The organism is Mycobacterium sp. UNC410CL29Cvi84, assembly GCF_000686745.1.
Classification (GTDB): Bacteria; Actinomycetota; Actinomycetes; order Mycobacteriales; family Mycobacteriaceae; genus Mycobacterium; species Mycobacterium mucogenicum_B.
The window spans coordinates 200,840-222,424 of record NZ_JMLM01000003.1 but is presented as its reverse complement, the minus strand read 5'-3'; the positions used below and the strand labels follow the sequence as shown (position 1 = coordinate 222,424).

Sequence of the window (21,585 nt, the reverse complement as noted above, 5' to 3'; positions counted from 1 at the left end):
TAGTTCGACATTTCAGTGTTTGGGATGGATCTCGGCGATTCGTCGTTGCCTGTCACGCGTGGGCAGTTGGACATCTGGCTCGCGCAGGAAACGGGTCAGTCGGCTGCGGAGTGGCAGCTCGGCATCTTCGTGAAGATTGACGGACCGGTTGACTTCGAGGTCTTCGAGCGGTCGATTCGCCACGTCGTCGGCGAAGCCGATCCGGTGCGGGCGACGTTCTCGGAGTCCGATGGCCAGGTGCGCCAGCGGTTGCTCGACGTCGCCGACATCGAGGTGGCCTTTCACGATCTGACCCAGGCCGACCAGCCGATGGCAGAGGCGCGCGCGACGGCCTCGGCGCTGCAGCGCACCCCCATGCCGCTCGACGGCCCACTGCTGCGCTTCGCCTACTTCCGGGCCGGCACCGACGAGTCCTACTTCTTCGCCTGCTGCCACCACATCGTCGCCGACGGCATCGGACTGGCGCTGGTCCTGCAGCGCATCGCCGCGGTCTACTCGGAATCCGTTGCGGGCGTTTCGATTCAGCCGTCCTATTTCAGTTCGCTGCGGGACCTGCTGGAGTCCGAGCAGGCGTACGAAGCCTCCGCGGACTACGCCGAGGACGAGGCGTACTGGACGGCCAACCTGCCGGCAGCGGCGACGCGCGAACTATCGCCTGATGACGGCGCCGGCGCCGAGGACGGCTCGTCGGACCCGATCCAGCTCGCCCCCGCGCTGCTGGCGCAGGTCGAACGACTGTGTGCGGCCTGGGATGTGCGCCGGTCCACGGTGCTCATCGCCGCGTGCGCACTGGTGCTGCGTGGCCGGGCCGCCGAGGGGCACGAGGTGGTGCTCGACCTGCCGGTGACCCGGCGCGTGCTGCAGGTCTCGAAGACACTGCCCGGCATGGTCGCCGGGGTGGTGCCCCTGGTGCTGCAGGTTGCCCCCGACGCCACGGTCGCCGAATTCTGTGCGCATGTGCACGCCCGCACCCGAGAAGCGGTGCGCCATCAGCGATTCCCCGTCCAGGCCCTGGAACGCAAGGTGCACGGCCCGGGTGCGGACCGGATCGTGGTGGACTTTCTGCCGTCGGGGTTCACCGTGCCGCTGGGCGAGGCCACCGCGGCAGCGCAACTGATCTCGGGTCTCGGACGTGGCTCCGGACTGGCGTTCTCGGGTACGGGCGACGAGCTGTCCGTCACGACGTTCGGTACCCGGCAGCTCGACGTCGTGGAACTGGCGGACCAGCTGGACCGCGTGCTGACGGCGATGGCGGCGGATCCGGCCCAACGCCTGTCGGCGTTGCCGGTGCTTGGTACACCGGCTGAGGACCGGCTGGCGGAGCTCGGCAACTGGGCGGCGCTCGCCGCCGAAGCGGCCCGGCCGCTGTCGATTCCGGCGCTCTTCGCCGAGCAGGTGGCCCGCGTGCCGGAGGCGGTGGCGCTCAGTGGCGACGGCCGGCCGCTGACCTACCGGGAGCTGGACGGCGCGTCGAACCGGGTGGCGCAACTGCTCGCCGATCGCGGTGCGGGTCCGGGGCGGCGCGTCGCGGTGATGCTGCCGCGGTCCGCCGAGGCCATCGTCACGATCCTGGGTGTGCTCAAGTCCGGTGCGGCCTACCTGCCGATCGACCCGGCACTGCCGGCATCCCGAATCGCCTTCATGCTGAGCGATTCCGCCCCGTTCGCGGCCGTCACCACCACGGCCTTGGCCGACCGGTTCGACGGTTTCGACGGTGTCGTCATCGATGTGCGGGAGCCATTCGACGGGCCCGACGACTGGCCCGCTGCGGCCGGGCCGGAGCCCGACGACGTCGCCTACGTCGTCTACACCTCGGGCACGACCGGGACGCCGAAAGGCGTTGCGATTGCCCATCAGAACCTGACGCAGCTGATCGCCGCGCAGGATGCCGGCCTGCCGTCCGAGCAGGCCTGGTCACATTGGCATTCGTACGCCTTCGATTTCTCGGTGTGGGAGATCTTCTCCGCGCTGCTGCGCGGCGGCCGGCTGGTGGTGGTACCCGAGTCGGTGTCTGCTGATCCGGCCGAGTTCCATGACTTCCTGATCGCCGAAAAGGTCACCGTCCTCACCCAAACCCCATCTGCCATCGGGATGTTGGACATGGCGGGCCTGGAGTCGTGCGCGCTGGTGATGGGCGGCGAGGCGTGCCCGGCCGAGGTGGTCGAGCAGTGGGCGCCGGGTCGCACGATGGTCAACGGCTACGGCCCGACCGAGACCACGATCTATGCGGCGATCAGTGCGCCGCTGGCGGCCGGTGGCGGCGCGGCACCCATCGGAGCGCCGCCGAGCGGCACGGCGTTGTTCGTGCTGGACGGCTGGATGCGGCCGGTGCAGCCCGGCGTGGTCGGTGAACTGTATGTCGCCGGTGCCGGTGTGGGTGTCGGGTATCTGCACCGCACCGCATTGACCGGATCACGTTTTGTGCCATGCCCGTTCGGCAAGCCGGGCGAGCGGATGTACCGCACCGGAGACCTGGTGTACTGGGGTGACGACGGCCAACTGCGATACGTCGGACGCGCCGACGCCCAGGTCAAGATCCGCGGCTACCGCATCGAATTGGGTGAAGTCCAAACAGCTTTGGCCGCACTCGACGGCGTCGTGCAGGCAGCTGTGATCGTCCGCGAGGATCGCCCCGGCGACAAGCGCCTCGTCGGCTACGTCACCGGCCCCGTCGATCCGGTCGAGGTGCGGGCCGCGCTCGCGGATCGCCTGCCGGCGTACCTGGTTCCCGCCGCGGTGGTGGCGCTGGCCGAACTGCCGCTCACCACCAGCGGCAAGCTCGACACCCGCAGCCTGCCCGCCCCGGAGTACACGGGCGACGACTACCGCGCGCCGGACAGCCCCGTCGAGGAGATCCTGGCCGCCATCTATGCCGAGATCCTCGGCCTGGAGCCGGCGGCCGTCAGTGTCGACGACTCGTTCTTCGAACTCGGCGGCGACAGCATTCTCGCGATGCAGGTGGCGGCACGCGCCCGCGCCGCCGGCCTGGCCTGCCGCCCGCGTGACGTCTTCGTCGAACAGACGGTGGCGCGCCTGGCGCAGACGGTGACCGTGACCGACGACGCGGATGACGTCGTCGACGAGGGCATCGGAGCGGTGCCGGCCACCCCGATCATCCGGTGGTTCTCGAGTCTGGATGCGCCGGCCGGTGCTGCGGCCGAGTTCAACCAGACCCTGGTGTTGCAGGCGCCGCACGGCTCCACCGGCGCCGACGCGGTGATGTTGTTGCAGGCCTTGATGAATCGGCATGCCATGCTGCGGCTGCGGGTCGGCGCCGATGGGGCCCTGTCGGTACCCGAGGCCGATTCCGTCGATGCCCGCGACTACGTCGTCGAGGTCGGCGAGCTGTCAGAGGCCGCGGTGGCCGCGGCGCGGCGCCGGCTCGACCCGAGCTCCGGAGTGGTGGTCAGCGCCCTCTGGGTCGCCCCCAGCCGGCAGCTGGTCCTGATCGTCCATCACCTCGCGGTTGACGGCGTGTCATGGCGAATCCTGTTGGAAGACCTGAACATCGCGTGGGCGCAGCATCGCGCCGGCCAGCCCGTCGAGCTGACGACGACGGGCACCTCGTTCCAGCGGTGGGCCACGCTGCTCACCGAGTACGCACACCATCCGGACGTGCGGGCGCAGGCGGCGGCCTGGCAACAGCCGGCCTCGGTACCCGCGGCGCTGCCGGCCGCGGACCCCACCCTCGACACCTATGTCACCGCGGGCCGGCTGTCGGTGACGCTCGACGCCGAGCACACCAGGGCACTCCTCGGCGAGGTACCGGCGGCATTTCACGCCGGCGTGCAGGACATCCTGCTGATCGGTTTTGCTCTTGCGGTGACGGAGTTCCTGGGCACCGGCGGCGCTCCCGTCGGCATCGACGTCGAAAGCCACGGACGCGACGAGGACATCGCCGACGACGTCGACCTGTCGCGGACCGTCGGCTGGTTCACCGCCAAATACCCGGTTTCGCTGGCGACGGGGGAGCTGACCTGGTCGCAGATCGCCTCGGGCGATGCGGCACTCGGCGCCGTCATCAAGGCGGCCAAGGAACAGCTGCGCGCACAGCCCGCGGGCCTGACCTACGGGCTGCTGCGGTACCTGAACGACAACATCGATCTGGACGGCGCGGAGCCGAGCCTCGGGTTCAACTACCTCGGCCGTCTGGGCTTCCCGCAGATCGCCGGCGTCGAAGAACTGTGGCGGCTCGGCCGCGAAGAGCTGTCCCTGGCCGGCGCCGCAGCCCCGCTGCCGCTGTTCCACACCGTGGAACTCAACGCCGGCACCGTCGACACCGACGCCGGACCGCAACTGCAAGCCGACTGGACCTGGGCGACTTCGGTTCTCGACGACGCCCAGCTGAACCGGTTGAGCCGGTTGTGGTTCGAGGCGCTGGCAGGCATCTGCGCACACGTCCGGGCCGGTGGCGGCGGCCTGACGCCGTCGGATATCGCGCCGGCGCAACTGGGGCAGCAGCAGATCGACCAGTTGCAGCAGCAATACCGGGTCGCCGACATCCTGCCGCTGACGCCGTTGCAGCAGGGGTTGCTGTTCCACAGCAGCACCGCGCATGAGCGCGCCGACGTCGCCGCCGAGATGTACTCGGTGCAGCTGGATTTCACGCTGACCGGATCCCTGGACCCGCAGCGGCTCCGCGATGCCGTGCAACGCACCGTCAACCGGCACCCCCACCTGGCGGCCACGTTCTGCCAGCAGTTCGACGAGCCGGTGCAGGTGATCCTGGCCGAACCGGAAATCGCCTGGCGATTCGTCGATTTCGCTGCGACGGGCGTACTCGACGAAGACGAGATTCAGCGGCTGTGTGCTGCCGAGCGCATCGCGGTCGGTGACCTCGCGGGTGAACCGCCGTTCCGGGCCCTGCTGATCCGCATCGCCGCGGACCGCCACCGGTTCGTGCTGACCAATCACCACATCGTGCTCGACGGCTGGTCGCTGCCGATCTTGTTGCGGGAAATCTTCGCCGGCTATGCCGGGCACCGGTTGCCGCCCGCGGCGTCGTATCGGAAGTTCATCACCTGGCTCGCCGACCGCGATCTCGATGCGGCGCGCGCGGCATGGGGTGAGGTGCTCGCCGGTTTCGAGACGCCGACCCTGGTGGGTCCGCAGGACCGGCTCCAGGACCGGCTGGGGCGCGGACAACGCGGCTTTGCGTCATTCCAGGTTTCGGCGGAAACCACGCGCGCCCTCGGTGAGCTGGCACGCTCCTGCCAGACCACCGTCAGCACTGTGCTGCAGGGCGCGTGGGCCGTGCTGCTGACGTCCTTGACCGGCAGGCACGACGTGGCGTTCGGTACCGCCCGGTCCCGGCTCGGCCAGCTCGATGCGGGCGACACCGAATCGATGGTGGGCCTGCTGATCAACACCGTGCCGGTCCGCGCCAACCTGACGGCGGGCACCACGGTCACCGGCCTGCTCGACCAGCTGCAGACCGCGCACAACGACACCCTCGACCACCAGCACCTGGCGCTGGGCGAGATTCACCGCGTCGCCGGCCACGACCAGCTGTTCGACACGCTCTTCGTGTACGAGAACTACCCGGTCGAAGCCGGCATGTCTGTCGGGGTCGACGACCTCGCCATCGCCGAGTTCGCGAACCGCGAGTTCAACCACTACCCGCTGACCGTCGAGGCGTTCCCGGGCGATGAGCTCGGACTGCACATCGAATACGACACCGAGGTGTTCACCGCGGCCGGTATCGACTCGCTGATCGGCAGGTTCCGCCGGCTGTTGGTGGCGATGACCGCGGACCCGGCGCGAAAGCTGTTGTCCCTCAACCTGCTCGACGCGGCCGAGCAGGCCGAGTTGCGGCGCTGGTCAGGTGCCGGCGTACGGGCGCCGATCGGGCTCGGCCCCGAACTGTTGGCGGCGGCCGTCGCGGTCGATCCGGATGCCGTCGCCGTCATCGACGGCGCCCGCAGCCTCACGTATCGCGAGCTCGACGAAACCTCGAATCGATTGGCGCGCTTGCTGATCGCCGGCGGTGTCGGTCCCGAACGCGCCGTGGGTGTCGCGATGGACCGATGCGCCGAACTGGTGGTGGCGTGGTGGGCCGTGCTCAAGGCCGGTGGCGTGTACGTACCGGTGGACCGCACGCACCCCGTCGAACGCATTGCCACGGTGCTGGATTCGGTTGCCGCCACGTGCGTGCTCACCCGGGACACCGACCAGATCGGTGGCGCGGGCTCCCGTCCGGTACTCCGGGCGGATGCCGACCTGTCGGGTTACGGCGCCGAACCGATCACCGACGCCGAGCGCTCGGCGCCGCTGACGGTCGACAACACCGCTTACGTCATCTTCACCTCGGGCTCGACGGGCGAGCCCAAGGGCGTGGCCGTCAGCCACGCCGGACTGCTGGGTGCGGCTGCGGCACAACACGACTCGTACGGACTGGCTGCCGACGCGCGCGTGCTGATGGTCGCCGCCCCGACCTTCGACGCGTCGCTGTTCGAGATGCTCATGGCGACCGGCGCGGCGGCCGCGTTGGTGGTGGCGCCGCGGGACGTGTACGCCGGCGAGGCGCTCGTCGACCTGATGCAACACCACCGGGTCAGCGCGACGCTGCTGACCCCGACGGTGGTGGCGTCACTGGACCGGGCGCGGCTCGACGGACTGACCACACTGATCACCGGCGGCGAGGCCTGCCCCGAGGAACTGGTGCAGGCCTGGGCGCCCGGCCGTCGCATGTTCAACGCGTACGGGCCCAGCGAATCCACCATCTGGGCCACCGGCACCCCGTTGACGCCGGGCCGTCCGGTGAACATCGGCACGCCCATTGCGGGCACCCGCACCCTGGTGCTGGACGCGCAGCTCAACCCCGTACCGCCCGGCGTGACGGGCGAGCTGTACCTGGCCGGTCCCGCCATCGCGCTCGGCTATGTGGGCCGGCCGACGCTGAGTGCCGAGCGATTCGTCGCCAATCCGCATGGTGGACACGGTGATTCCGGCAGCCGCATGTACCGGACCGGCGACCTGGCGCGCTGGAACGCCGACGGCACGCTGGACTATCTGGGCCGGGCCGACACCCAGATCAAGCTGCGCGGCCAGCGCATCGAACTGGGCGAGATCGAGAGCGCACTGCTGGCCTGCCCCCAGGTCAGCCAGGCGGCCGCCACCGTGCACCACGGCACCGGCGGTGCTCAACTGGTCGGCTACATCACGTTCGAACACGCCACCGACGGCACCCGCGACACCGAGCATGACGCGGAGATCGTCGGGGAGTGGCAGGACATCTACGACGAGCTGTACGCCGCCGCCGACGCGGAAGGTGAAGCGCCCGAGTTCGGTTCGGACTTCCGGGGCTGGAACAGCAGCTACACCGGCGAGCCGATTCCGCTGGCCGAGATGGAGCAGTGGCGGGCCGCCACGATCGACCGGATCATGGAACTGCGTCCGCGGCGGGTCCTGGAGATCGGCGCCGGCTCCGGCCTGATCCTGTCCCAGATCGCACCGCACTGCGAGCAGTACGTCGCGACCGACGTGTCGTCGGCAGCAGTGGACAAGCTGGCACAGTCGTTGCGGGAGTTGGAGATTCCGTGGCGCAACCGGGTCGAGTTCATGGCCCGGGCGGCGCACGTCACCGACGGCCTGCCCCGCGGTCATTTCGACACCATCATCGTGAACTCGGTGGTGCAGTACTTCCCCAATGCGGCGTATCTGACCGAAGTCATCGACAAGGCCGTCGAACTGCTGGCGCCCGGCGGCACCCTGTTCCTCGGTGACATCCGTAATCACAGTCTGCAGCACACATTCCAAACGGCCATCGTGCTGGCACGCAGCGAGAACGCCGGTACCGATGCCGCGGTGCTCCGGCAGCGCGTCGAGCATGCCGTACTCGGTGAAGCCGAGCTGCTCCTGGCGCCCGAGTACTTCACGACCTGGGCCGCGCGCCGGGAATCGGCTGTCGGACTGGCCATTCGGATCAAGCGCGGTACCGCGGACAACGAACTCAACCGCTACCGGTACGACGTCACCATCCACAAGGCGCCCGCGGCCGGCCGGTCAGTGGCCGACATACCGACCTGGACGTGGGACGACTGTGCCGACCTGGCCGGGCTGCAGCACCGGCTGGCCGACCTGCGGCCCGAGGCGATCCGCATCACCGACATTCCCCGCGCGGGCGTGCGGATCGACGTCCGGCTGGAACAGGAACTCGCCGGAATCCCCACGGACGCCGAAACCTCCGAGGCGACAACGGAAGAACTGCACCGCGTCGGCGAGCAGGCGGGATACCAGGTCGCCGTCACGTGGGGTGCGGCTCCCGGCAGCGTCGACGCCATCTTCGTCAGCCCGGGTGACACTCCGCTGACCGACCTCTACCGGCCGCTCGCGCACACCGGCGTGCATGCCAACGAACCGCACAGCAGCACCAAGATCAGCGCCGTCCGGAACCGGCTGAGCGCGTGGCTGCCCGACTACATGGTGCCGCAGCACATCGTGGTGCTCGACGAGATGCCGCTGACCACGTCGGGCAAGCTCGACCGCAAGGCGCTGCCGGCGCCCGAATACACCGACACCGACGGCTACCGGGCTCCGGCCGGTGTGGTGGAGGAAATCCTCGCGGACATCTACGCCCAGGTGCTGGGTGTGCAGCGCGTCGGTGTGGACGATTCGTTCTTCGACCTGGGCGGCGACTCGCTGTCCGCGATGCGGCTGATCGGTGCGGTCAATTCGAGCCTGGCCGTGGACCTTTCGGTGCGCGCCCTGTTCGAGGCGCCCACCGTGGCGCAGCTGGCACCGCGCGTCGGTGGCGACGCGACGCGCCTGGCTCCCCTGGAGGCCGGCGACCGGCCCGAGGTACTCCCGCTGTCATTCGCGCAGAACCGGTTGTGGTTCTTCGACCAGTTGCAGGGTCCGTCGGCCATCTACAACCTGGCCGTGGCGCTGCGGCTGCGCGGCCGCCTGGACACCGACGCACTCGGCCGGGCGCTGGCCGACGTGGTGGCCCGCCACGAAAGCCTGCGGACCTTGTTCGTGGCGCCGGAGGGCGCGCCCCAGCAGGTGATCGTCCCCGCGGACCGGGCCGACATCGGGTGGGAGACCATCGACGCCGCAGGCTGGCCCGCGCATCGAGTTGACGACGCCGTGGGTGCGGCAGCCCGGCACACGTTCGACCTGTCGGCACAGATTCCGTTCCACGCCAAGCTCTTCCGCGTCACCGACGACAACCACATCCTGGTCGTCGTGGTGCACCACATCGCGGCCGACGGCTCGTCGGTCACCCCGCTGGTACGCGATCTCGGCCTGGCCTATGCCAGCCGGTGCGCGGGCCGGGCACCCGACTGGTCGCCGTTGCCGGTGCAGTACGTCGACTACACGTTGTGGCAGCGTGCGCAATTCGGCGAACTCGACGATGCCGACGGGCCCATCGCCGCACAGCTCGACTTCTGGCAGGACACTCTGGCCGGCCTGCCGGAACGCCTCGACCTGCCCACCGATCGGCCGTATCCGCCGACGGCCGATCACCACGGCGCCCGCGTGACGGTGCAGTGGCCGGTCGCCCTGCAGCAGCAGATCCGCCGCGTCGCCCGTGAGCACAACGCGACCAGCTTCATGGTGATCCAGGCGGCGTTCGCCGCACTGCTGGCGCGGATCAGCTCGACTTCCGATGTAGCGGTGGGCTTTCCGATCGCGGGCCGGCGCGACGCCGCACTCGACGATCTGGTGGGCTTCTTCGTCAACACCCTGGTGCTGCGCGTCGACCTGGGCGAGTTCCCGGGCGGCGACCCCACGTTCGTCGACCTCCTCGCGCAGGTCCGCCGGCGGAGCCTGGCGGCGTACGAGCACCAGGACGTGCCGTTCGAGATGCTCGTTGAACGGTTGAATCCCACCCGTAGCCTCACCCATCACCCGGTGGTCCAGGTGCTGCTGGGCTGGCAGAACTTCTCCTGGCAGGCCGGCGATGCGGCCGGGCTGGCCCTCGGCGACCTGCAGGTGACGCCGCTGACGGTCGATACCCAGACCGCCCGCATGGATCTGGCGTTCTCGCTGGGCGAGCGCTGGGACGGCGATGGCGAGCCCGACGGACTCGACGTGATGGTGGAGTTCCGCACCGACATCTTCGACGCGGAGAGCATCCAGGCACTGGTCGGCCGATTCGAGCGAATGGTGTTGGCGTTCAGCGCCGACCCGGAGCAGCGGCTGTCGTCGGTGAATCTGCTCGACGACGTCGAGCAGGCCCGATTGGACCGCTGGGGCAACCGCGCCGTGCTGGGTCAGCCGGCAGTGGTGACGACGGTGCCGGAGGTGTTCGCCGCCCAGGTCGCCCGCACCCCCGACGCGGTCGCCGTGGTCTGCGGCGACCGGTCGCTGACCTACCGGGAGCTCGACGAGGCGTCGAACCGGCTGGCCAACCTGCTGACCGAGCAGGGCGCCGGGCCGGGACAGATTGTCGCCCTGCTGTTCTCGCGCTCGGCCGAGGCGATCGTGGCGATTCTCGCGGTGCAGAAGTCCGGCGCGGCGTACCTGCCGTTCGACCCGGCGCTGCCGGCATCGCGCATCGAGTTCATGCTCGGTGACGCCGCACCGATCGCCGTTGTGACGGCCGGCGAGTTCGCCGACCGGTTCGACGGATTCGGCGTCACGGTCATCGACGTGGCCGATCCGCGGGTGGCGACGCAGCCTGACGGCCTTCTTGCTCCTCACGTGCGCAGCACCCCGCCGCGGGGCCCCGCGCCCGACGACGTGGCACACCTGATCTACACCTCGGGCACCACCGGGACACCCAAAGGCGTTGCGGTCACGCAATACAACGTCGTCCAGTTGTTCCAGGGCCTGGAGATCGGGATCGATCTCTCGCCGGAGCAGGTGTGGACGCAGTTCCACTCCTACGCGTTCGACTTCTCGGTGTGGGAGATCTGGGGCGCGCTGCTGCACGGCGGCCGGCTCGTGGTGGTGCCCGACGCGGTGGCGCGCTCCGCCGACGACTTCCACGACCTGCTGGTGCGCGAGCGCGTCACCGTCCTCACCCAAACCCCTTCGGCGGCAGCGGTGTTGTCCACCGACGGGCTGGACGCGGCCGACCTGGTCATCGGTGCCGAGGCCTGCCCGCCCGAGATGGTCGACCGCTGGGCACCCGGCCGGACGATGGTCAACGTCTACGGCCCGACCGAGACGACCATGTGGCTGTGCAAGAGCCTGCCGCTGACCGCGGGCTCCGGGGCGCCGCCGATCGGCTCGCCCACGGCGGGCGCGGCGTTCTTCGTCCTCGACGAGTCGCTGCGTCCCGTGCCGCCCGGCGTCGTCGGCGAGTTGTACCTCGCCGGCCGCGGCGTCGGCATCGGCTACTGGCGCCGATCCGGCTTGACGGCAACGCGTTTCATGGCCTGCCCGTTCGGGGAACCGGGCACGCGCATGTACCGCACCGGCGACCTGGTGTCGTGGCGACCCGACGGGCAGCTGGACTACTTCGGGCGTGCCGACGAGCAGGTCAAGGTACGCGGCTACCGCATCGAATTGGGCGATGTCCGTTCGGCGCTCGCCGAGCTGCCGGGCGTGGAACACGCGGCCGTGATCGCGCGCGAGGACCGTCCCGGCGACAAGCGCCTGGTCGGCTACATCGTCGGCCCGGCGGACCCGGCCGATGCGCGCACCGCGCTGGCGCACCGGCTGCCGGGCTACATGGTGCCGGCCGCCGTCATTGCGGTGCCGGCACTTCCGGTCACCGTCAACGGCAAGCTGGACACGCGGGCACTGCCGGCGCCGGACTACCAGGACGCCGCGCGGTACCGGGCCCCCTCCGGACCGGTCGAGGAAACCCTGACGGCCATCTACGCGGAACTTCTCGGTGTCGAGCGGGTCGGTGCGGACGATTCGTTCTTCGACCTCGGCGGAGATTCGTTGTCCACCATGCGGTTGATCGCCGGCATCAACGCGGCGCTCGACGTCGAGCTGCCGGTGCGCGTGGTCTTCGAGGCGCCCACGGTGGCTCAGCTCGCGGCGCGCATCGGGGACGGTACGACGCGGCGCGCGCCACTGGTCGCGGTCGAGCGGCCCCACCCGATCCCGCTGTCCTTCGCCCAGAACCGGCTGTGGTTCGTCGACCAATTGCAGGGTGCGTCAGCGCTTTACAACATGCCGGTGATGCTGCGGCTGCAGGGCCGGCTCGATGCCGCGGCGCTGCGAGCGGCGCTGGCCGACGTGGTCGGCCGGCACGAGAGCCTGCGCACGGTGTTCACGGCGACCGACGGCACGCCCCAACAGGTGGTCGTTCCCGCCGACCAGATGGAACTCGGCTGGGACGTCGTCGACGCCGGTGCCTGGACCGACGAGCAGCGCACCGACGCGGTGCGTGCGGCCGCACAGTACGTGTTCGACCTGTCCACCGAAATCCCGGTGCGCGCCAGCCTGTTCCGCCTCGCCGACGATGAGCACCTGCTGGTGGCAGTCGTGCATCACATCGCCGCGGACGGCTGGTCGCTGCAGCCGCTCGTCACCGATCTGGGTACGGCATATGTCAGCCGCAGTGCCGGGGAGGCGCCGGGCTGGACGCCGCTGGCCGTGCAGTACGTCGACTACACGTTGTGGCAGCGTGCGCAACTCGGCGATCTGGACGCGCCCGACAGCGAGGTCTCGGCCCAGCTGACCTACTGGACCGAGGCTCTGGCGGGCATCCCCGACCGGATCGACCTGCCGACCGACCGGCCGTACCCCGCGGTCGCCGATCTGCAGGGCGCGACGATCGACGTGGACTGGCCCGCCGAGTTGCAGCAGCAGATCGCGCGGGTCGCACGCGAACACAACGCGACCAGCTTCATGGTGGTGCAGGCCGCACTGGCCGTCATGCTGGCCAAGCTCGGCGCCAGTTCCGATGTCGCCATCGGCTTTCCGATCGCCGGACGGCGCGACCCTGCCCTCGACGACCTCGTCGGCTTCTTCGTCAACACCCTGGTACTGCGCGTCGACCTCTCCGGAAACCCCACCGTTGCAGAGCTTTTGGCGCAGGTACGCGCCCGCAGCCTCGCGGCCTACGAACATCAGGACGTGCCCTTCGAGGTGCTGGTCGAACGCCTGAACCCGGCACGCTCCCTGTCGCACCACCCGCTGGTGCAGGTGATGCTCGGCTGGCAGAACCTGCCGTGGCAGCACACCGACACTGAGGGTGGCCTGGCCCTGGGCGACCTCACGGTCACCCCGCTGCCGGTGGAAACCCAGGCCGCGCGCATGGACCTGGCGTTCTCGCTGTCCGAACGCTGGACTGCCACAGGCGAACCCGCGGGCATCGGCGGCATCGTCGAATTCCGCACCGACGTGTTCGACGCGGCGAGCGTCGAAGCACTGGTGCGTCGGATGCAGGCCGTCTTGGCGGCCATGACCGCCGATCCCGGCCGAACGCTGTCGACCGTGGACCTGCTGACGCCGCAGGAGCGCGACCGGATCGAGGCCATCGGCCACCGGGACGTCTTGACGCGGCCATCGAGTCCGCCCTCGATCCCCGAGCTGTTCGCCACCCACGTCCGTGCCGTGCCCGATGCGGTCGCGGTCACCGACGCGGGCGCAGTGCTGACGTACGCGGAACTGGACGTGGCGTCGAACCGCGTCGCCCACCTGTTGGCCGACCACGGCGTCGGTCCGGGTTCGGTTGTCGCGCTGCTGCTCTCCCGCTCGACCGATGCCATCATCGCGATGCTCGGTGTGCTCAAGGCCGGCGCGGCGTACCTGCCGATCGACATCACGTGGCCGTCGGCGCGCATCGCGTTCGTCCTCGATGACGCGGCACCGGTGGCGGCGATCAGTACCGAGCCGGATCTGTTGTCCGGCTTCAGCGGAGCCGTCGTCTCGGTCGCGGACGCTGCCGGACAAGCTGATTCAGCGCTGCCGATGCCGAATGCCGATGCGCTCGCCTACCTGATCTATACCTCCGGCACCACCGGCGTGCCCAAGGGCGTCGGGCTGACGCACGCCAATGTCACGCAGCTGCTCGGCACGCTCGACGCGGGCCTGCCGGCCGCCGGGGTGTGGAGCCATGCGCACTCGCTGGCGTTCGACGTGTCGGTGTGGGAGATCTTCGGCGCGCTGCTGCGCGGCGGCCGCGTCGTGGTGATCGGTGACGACGTGGCCCGGTCGTCGGCGGAGTTGCACCAGACTCTGGTGACCGAAGGCGTCACGGTCCTGACCCAGACCCCAACGGCGGCAGCGGTATTGTCGCCGGCCGGACTGGAACACGCCGCGCTCGTCGCGGTGGGTGAGGCCTGCCCACCCGAGGTGGTGCAGTACTGGGCGACCGGCGGTCGCGTCATGGTCAACGCCTACGGGCCGACCGAGACGACGATGTGCGTCGCGATCAGTGCGCCGCTGACGGCCGAGTCGGTGTCGGAAGCCACTGTCGTCCCCATCGGTTCGCCGGTGGGCGGTGCGGCGCTGTTCGTGCTCGACGATTCGCTGCGGCCGGTGCCGCCCGGGGTCATCGGCGAGCTGTATGTCGCCGGTGCCGGTCTGGGTGTCGGCTATCTGGGTCGCGCCGGGCTGAGTGCATCGCGTTTCGTGGCCTGCCCGTTCGGAGCTCCCGGACAGCGGATGTACCGCACCGGCGACCTGGTGCGCTGGGGTGCCGACGGACAGCTGACCTATCTGGGCCGCGCTGACGAACAGGTCAAGATCCGCGGCTACCGCATCGAACTCGGCGACGTGCAAACAGCTTTGGCCGCCCTGGACGGGGTGCAGCAGGCCGTCGTGATCGCCCGTGAGGACCGGCCGGGTGACAAACGGCTCGTCGGCTACGTGACCGGCACGGTCGACCCGGCCGCGGCGCGGGCCGAACTGGCGCACCGGCTTCCGGGCTACATGGTGCCGACGGCGATCATGACGCTGGACCGTTTGCCGTTGACTGCCAACGGCAAACTGGATACGCGCGCCCTGCCCGCGCCCGACTACGTGGCGGGCGACTACCGGGCGCCGGCAACCGCCGTCGAGGAAATCCTGGCCGGCATCTTCGCGAATCTGTTGGGACACAGCCGCGTCGGCGTGGACGATTCGTTCTTCGATCTCGGCGGCGACAGCATCGCCGCGATGCGCCTGATCGCCGCGATCAACGCGGCACTGGACACGGACCTGGCAGTGCGTACCGTGTTCGAGGCGCCCACGATCGCCGGGCTGGCGCCGCGGGTCGGGGCGTCCGCCCCGCGGCGGGACCCGCTGGTGGCAGGGGAGCGGCCCGCGGTCATCCCGTTGTCCTTCGCGCAGAATCGCCTGTGGTTCCTGGAACAACTGCAGGGCCCGTCCGCGACCTACAACCTCGCCACGGTGCTGCGTCTCACCGGAGACCTGGACGCCGACGCGTTGCACGCCGCGCTGGTCGATGTCGTCGCCCGGCACGAGGCGCTGCGGACCGTGTTCGTCGCCCCGGACGGTGTACCGCAGCAGGTCGTGCTGCCGGCCTCGCAGGCCGACATCGGTTGGGAGAGCACCGATGCGACCGGCTGGACCACGGGCCGGCTGGACGCCGCGGTAGCCGATGCGGCGCGGTACGCCTTCGACATCGCCACCGAGATTCCCTTGCGGGCCAGCCTGTTCCGGGTTGCCGACGGCGAGCACATCCTGGTCGCCGCCGTGCATCACATCGCGGCCGACGGCTGGTCCATCACGCCGCTGGCGCGCGACCTGGGCGTCGCCTACGCGAGCCGGTGCGCCGGACTGGCACCGCAGTGGTCGGAGCTGCCGGTGCAGTACGTCGACTACACGCTGTGGCAACGTGCGCAATTCGGGGATCTGCACGACGGTGACAGCCCGATTGCGGCGCAGCTCGACTACTGGCAGGACGCGTTGGCGGGGCTGCCCGAGCGGCTGCAACTGCCGACCGACCGGCCGTACCCGCTCGTGGCGGATCAGCACGGCGCGACCGTCGCCATCGACTGGCCGGCCGAGCTGCAGCAGCAGATCGCGCAGGTGGCGCGTGACCACAACGCCACCGGATTCATGGTGGTGCAGGCGGCCCTGGCCGTGCTGCTGTCCGCCGTCAGCGCGAGCCCCGATGTCGCCGTGGGCTTCCCGATCGCCGGCCGCACCGACCCGGCGCTCGACGACCTCGTCGGCTTCTTCGTCAACACCCTGGTGTTGCGCGTCGACCTGTCCGGTGACCCGACGTTCGCCGACCTCTTGGCGCAGGTGCAGCAGCGCAGCCTCGCGGCCTACGAGAACCAGGACGTGCCGTTCGAGGTGTTGGTCGAGCGGCTCAACCCGGCGCGGAGCCTGACGCATCACCCGCTGGTGCAGGTGCTGCTGGCGTGGCAGAACCTCCCGGGCCAACAGGCGCACGGCGCCGGGCTGACGCTCGGTGACCTGGAGGTGACGCCGGTCCCGGTCGACACCCAAACCGCCCGCATGGATCTGACGTTCTCGCTCGGCGAGCGCTGGGCCGACGACGGCGCACCGGCCGGCATCGCGGGGACCGTCGAATATCGCACCGACGTTTTCGACGCGGCGAGCATCGAGACGCTGATCGAGCGGCTACAGCGCGTATTGGCCTCCGTCAGTGCCGATCCCACCGCGCCGGTGTCCAGGGTCGGGTTGCTCGACGACGCCGAGCACGCGCGCATCGACGAACTCGCCAACCGCGCGGCACTGGAACGGCCCGCCCATGACGTGTCGATCCCGGAACTGTTCGCCGCGGTCGTCGCGCGCACGCCGGACGCGCAGGCACTCAGCTGCGCGGGCCACACCCTGACCTACCGCGAACTCGATCAACGGGCCAACCAGTTCGCGCACCTGCTCGCCACCCATGGCGCCGGTCCGGGACAGACGGTTTCACTGCTGCTGCCGCGGTCCGCGGAAGCCATCGTGGCGATCCTGGCGGTACTCAAGACCGGCGCGGCGTACCTGCCGCTGGATCCGGCACTGCCGGCGTCGCGCGTCGAATTCGTGCTCGCGGACGCGACGCCGGTCGCGGTGATCACCACAGGCGACCTGGCGGACCGGGTCTCAGGTCTCGACATCGCGGTGCTCGATGTGGACGATCCGTCCGGGGCCGCCCAGCCCGACACCGCCCTGGCCGGGCCCGCCGCAGACGACATCGCCTACCTGATCTACACCTCCGGCACCACCGGTGTCCCCAAAGGTGTTGCCGTCGCGCACCGTAACGTCACCCAGCTGATCGCCGCACCAGGCTCGGGCCTGCCGACCGCCGGTGTATGGAGCCAGTGGCACTCGCTGGCTTTCGACGTCTCGGTGTGGGAGATCTTCGGTGCGCTGCTGAACGGCGGCCGGCTGGTCGTCGTGCCGGAGTCGGTGGCGCGGGCACCGGAGGACCTCCACGCGCTCGTGGTGGCCGAGCGGGTCAGCGTACTGAGCCTGACTCCGTCTGCGGCAGGCGCACTTTCGGCCGACGGCCTCGACGGCGTCACCCTCGTGGTCGCGGGCGAGGCGTGCCCCACTGATCTGGTCGACCGCTGGGCCGGCCGCGTGATGATCAACGCCTACGGACCCACCGAGGCGACCATCTATGCCGCGATCAGCGCACCGCTCACGCCCGGTGAGCCGACGGTGCCGATCGGCTCGCCGGTGCCGAACGGCGCAACGTTCGTGCTGGACAGCCATTTACGGCCGGTTCCGATCGGTGTCGTCGGTGAGCTGTACCTCGCCGGCGGCGGCGTGGCGGCAGGCTATCTGCGCCGCGGCGGACTGACCGCCGGACGCTTTGTCGCCTGTCCGTTCGGTGGGCCCGGGGCCCGCATGTACCGCACCGGCGACCTGGTGCGGTGGCGTGCCGACGGCCAACTGGATTACCTGGGCCGGGCCGACGATCAGGTCAAGATCCGTGGCTACCGCATCGAACTGGGCGATATCCAGGCCGCACTGGCGGACGTCGACGGTGTGGACCAGGCCGCGGTGATCGCCCGCGAAGACCGCCCGGGGGACAAGCGACTCGTCGGCTATCTCACCGGCTCGGCCGAGCCCGAGACGGTTCGCGCCGCGCTGGCAGACCGGTTGCCGGCGTACATGATTCCGGCCGCGGTGGTCGTGGTGCCGGAGCTGCCGTTGACCGCCAACGGCAAACTCGATGTCCGGGCGCTGCCGGCGCCCGAATACGCCACGGGTGATTACCGTGCGCCCGCCAACGCGATCGAGGAAATACTCGCCGGCATCTACGCCGCGGTGCTCGGTGTCGAGCGTGTCGGCGTGGACGACTCGTTCTTCGACCTCGGCGGCGACAGCATTTCGTCGATGCAGGTCGTGACCCGCGCGCGGGCGGCAGGCCTGACCTGCCGGACCAAGGACCTGTTCGTCGAGCAGACCGTCGCCCGGCTGGCCCGGGTGGTCGAGGTGAGCGAAAACTCCGGCGCGGAAGCCGATTCGGGTGTCGGGCCGCTACCGGCCACCCCGATCATCGAATGGCTGCGCACCGTCGACGGCCCCACCGACCAGTTCAATCAGACCGTCGTGGTGCAGGCCCCGGCGCACGCCACCGAGGCGGACGCGGTAATCCTGTTGCAGGCCCTGCTCGATCACCACGCCACGCTGCGGATGCGTGTCGATGAGGACGGCGGGTTGAGCACCGCCGAGGCCGGCGCCGTGGCTGCACGCGCTTGCCTGCACACCGCCGACACCTGGTCCGACGACGCGTTGGCCGCGGCGCGCGCGCAGCTCAATCCCGCTGCCGGGGCGATGCTCAGCGCGCTGTGGGTGGCTGACAGCCGGCAACTCGCGATCGTCATCCACCACCTGGCGGTCGACGCCGTGTCGTGGCGAATCCTGTTGGAAGACCTGAACATCGCGTGGGTGCAACACCGGGCCGGACAGCCCGTGGCATTGCCGGCGGTTGGCACCTCGTTCCGGCGGTGGGCGGAGGTGCTCGCCGAGCACGCCCACACGGATGACGTCGCCGGTCACGCCGCGGCCTGGCAGCGGATCACGCAGGCACCGGCTGTGTTGCCCGCCGTGCAGCCCGCTGTCGATACCTTTGCCGCCGCGGGACACCTGGCCGCCGAACTCGACGCCGAGACCACCACGACGCTGCTGAGCGCAGTGCCCGCGGCGTTCCACGCCGGGATCAATGACATCCTGGTCATCGGATTCGCCTTGGCGCTGGCGGAATTCGCGGGAGAGCACGGCGGGACGATCGGCATCGATGTCGAGGGGCACGGGCGTCATGAAGACCTGGGCTCCGACATCGACCTGACCCGCACAGTCGGCTGGTTCACCACCAAGTCCCCGGTTTCGATCACCCTCGGGGACATCAGCTGGGCACAGGTGATCGCCGGTGACGCGGCGCTGGGCGCCGTCATCAAGGACGCCAAGGAGCAGCTCCGGGCACTGCCGGACCCGCTCAGCTACGGATTGCTGCGGTACCTGAATCCCGTTGTGGACGGCAATGATCCGGCCATCGGCTTCAACTACCTCGGGCGCCAGGGTGGCACCGCCGAACTGTCCGAGGACCTCTGGCGCATCGGGGACCGCACGTCCACCGCGGCCATGGCGATCCCCATGCCGCTCATGCACACCCTGGAACTGGGGGCCGGCGCCGCCGAGACGCCGGACGGTCCACGGCTGCATGCCAATTGGACCTGGGCGCCGTCGGCACTCGACGCGGAACAGGTGACGCGCCTGAGCCGGTTGTGGTTCGAGGCGCTGTCCGGAATCTGCGCCCACGTCTCGGACGGCGGCGGTGGCCTGACACCGTCCGACATCGCGCCGGCCCGACTCAACCAGCAGCAGCTCGATGACCTGGAACGGTGCGGCGGCGTCGCCGACGTACTGCCCCTGACCCCGGTGCAGGAGGGCCTGCTCTTCCACGCAACCACCGCCCAGAGTGGCGGTGACCTGTACGCCGGACAGCTCGACATCGGCGTCACCGGCCGGCTCGACGCCGTCCGGCTGCACACCGCCGTGTGTGCCGCGGTCGCCCGCCATCCGCATCTGGTGGCGGGCTTCCATTCCAGGTTCGGCCAGCCGGTCCAGGTCATCCCGGCCCAGCCCGAAATCGGCTGGCAATACCTGGAACTCGACAGCGACGCGCAGGTGGCACACATCCGCGCGACCGAGCGTGCGGCGGTATGTGACCTCGGTGCAGGGCCGGTCTTCCGGGCCGCGTTGATCCGGGTGGCACCTGACCGGTACCGGTTCGTGCTCACGAACCACCACATCGTGCTCGACGGCTGGTCGATGCCGATCCTGCTGGCGGAGATCTTCGCCGGCTATCACGGTCACCGGCTCCCGCCGGCCACGCCGTACCGCAACTACGTGGGCTGGCTGGCCGACCGGGACCACGGCGCGGCCACCGCGGCATGGGGTGAGCTGCTCCGCGGCCTCGATACGCCCACCTTGGTCGCCCCCGCCGGCCGCACGGAATCGGGGCCGCGCGGCGTCGAGACCGTCACGCTCCCGGCGGAAATCGCCACGGCGGTGGCCGATTTGGCGCGGGCCCGGCACACCACCGTCAACACCGTGCTGCAGGCCGCGTACGCCCAGCTCCTGTGCTGGCTCACCGGCAGCCACGACGTGGTGTTCGGCACGACGGTCTCCGGCCGACCCGCGGAGGTCTCCGGCGTCGAATCGATGGTGGGCCTGTTCATCAACACCGTCCCGGTCCGCGCCAACCTCACCGCGACCACCACGGCGGCCGAGCTGCTCGATCAGCTGCAGGACGGATACAACGAGACGCTGGACCACCAGTACCTGGCGCTCAATGACATTCACCGCATCACCGGTCAGGACCAGCTGTTCGACACGCTGTTCGCGTTCGAGAACTACCCCGTCGACACCGCGGCCCTGTCGAGCGATGCCGAGCTGGCCGTCACCGATGTCGCCACCCACGAATCCACGCATTACCCGCTGACCGTGCAGGCGCAGCCGGGCCGCGAGCTGACCATCCGCGTCGAATACGACACGACGGTGTTCGATACGGCCGACATCGCGGCGATGGTCGAGCGGCTGCAGACCGCGCTGGCGGCCATGGCCGCCGATCCGGGCCGGCCGCTGTCGGCGATCGACGCCCTCGGGCCGGACGAGCGGGCCACGGTGGACCGCTGGAGCGGGCGCGCCGTCCTGACCGAACCCGTTGCCGGGCAAACGGTTCCGGAACTGTTCGCCGCGCAGGTGGCTCGCACCCCCGATGCGGTGGCCCTGACCTACCAGGACTCGGCCTGGACGTACCGGGAGCTGAACGACACCGCGGACCGGTTGGCGCGCGCGTTGGCGGCCCGCGGCGCGGGCCCGGGACAGAGCGTGGCGCTGATGTTCCCCCGCTCGGCCGACGCGGTCATCGCGATCCTCGCGGTGCTCAAGACCGGCGCGGCGTACCTGCCGATCGACCCCGCACTGCCCGCGGAACGCGTCGAGTTCATGGTCGCCGACGCGTCGCCGGTGCTGCTGCTCACGACCACCGAACTGGTCGCCGACATGTCAGGTCTCGGTACGCCGGTGCTGGATGCGGCGGCCGTATCCGGTCGGGAAAACGGGACTGCCACAGTGATTTCGGGACCGCGCCCTGACGACATCGCGCACATCATCTACACCTCCGGAACCACCGGGCAGCCCAAGGGCGTCGCCGTCACGCACCGCAACGTCACGCAGCTCTTCGCGGGGCTGGACATCGGGGTCGAATTGGCACCCGGGCAGGTGTGGGCGCAGTTCCACTCGTACTCGTTCGAC

The 21,585-nt window shown here is 70.0% G+C and carries 1 protein-coding gene (running past one end of the window); it reads left to right on the top strand.

Translation table 11 applies throughout. The features are described 5' to 3' along the window. The first annotated feature begins 24 nt into the window (after positions 1-24). Positions 25-21,585, top strand: the 5' portion of a protein-coding gene (locus BR47_RS0107090) for a non-ribosomal peptide synthase/polyketide synthase (protein WP_029119042.1). 9,378 nt of this gene lie beyond the right edge of the window; 21,561 of the gene's 30,939 nt are visible here — the first part of the coding sequence; the start codon lies at positions 25-27; the stop codon falls past the right edge of the window.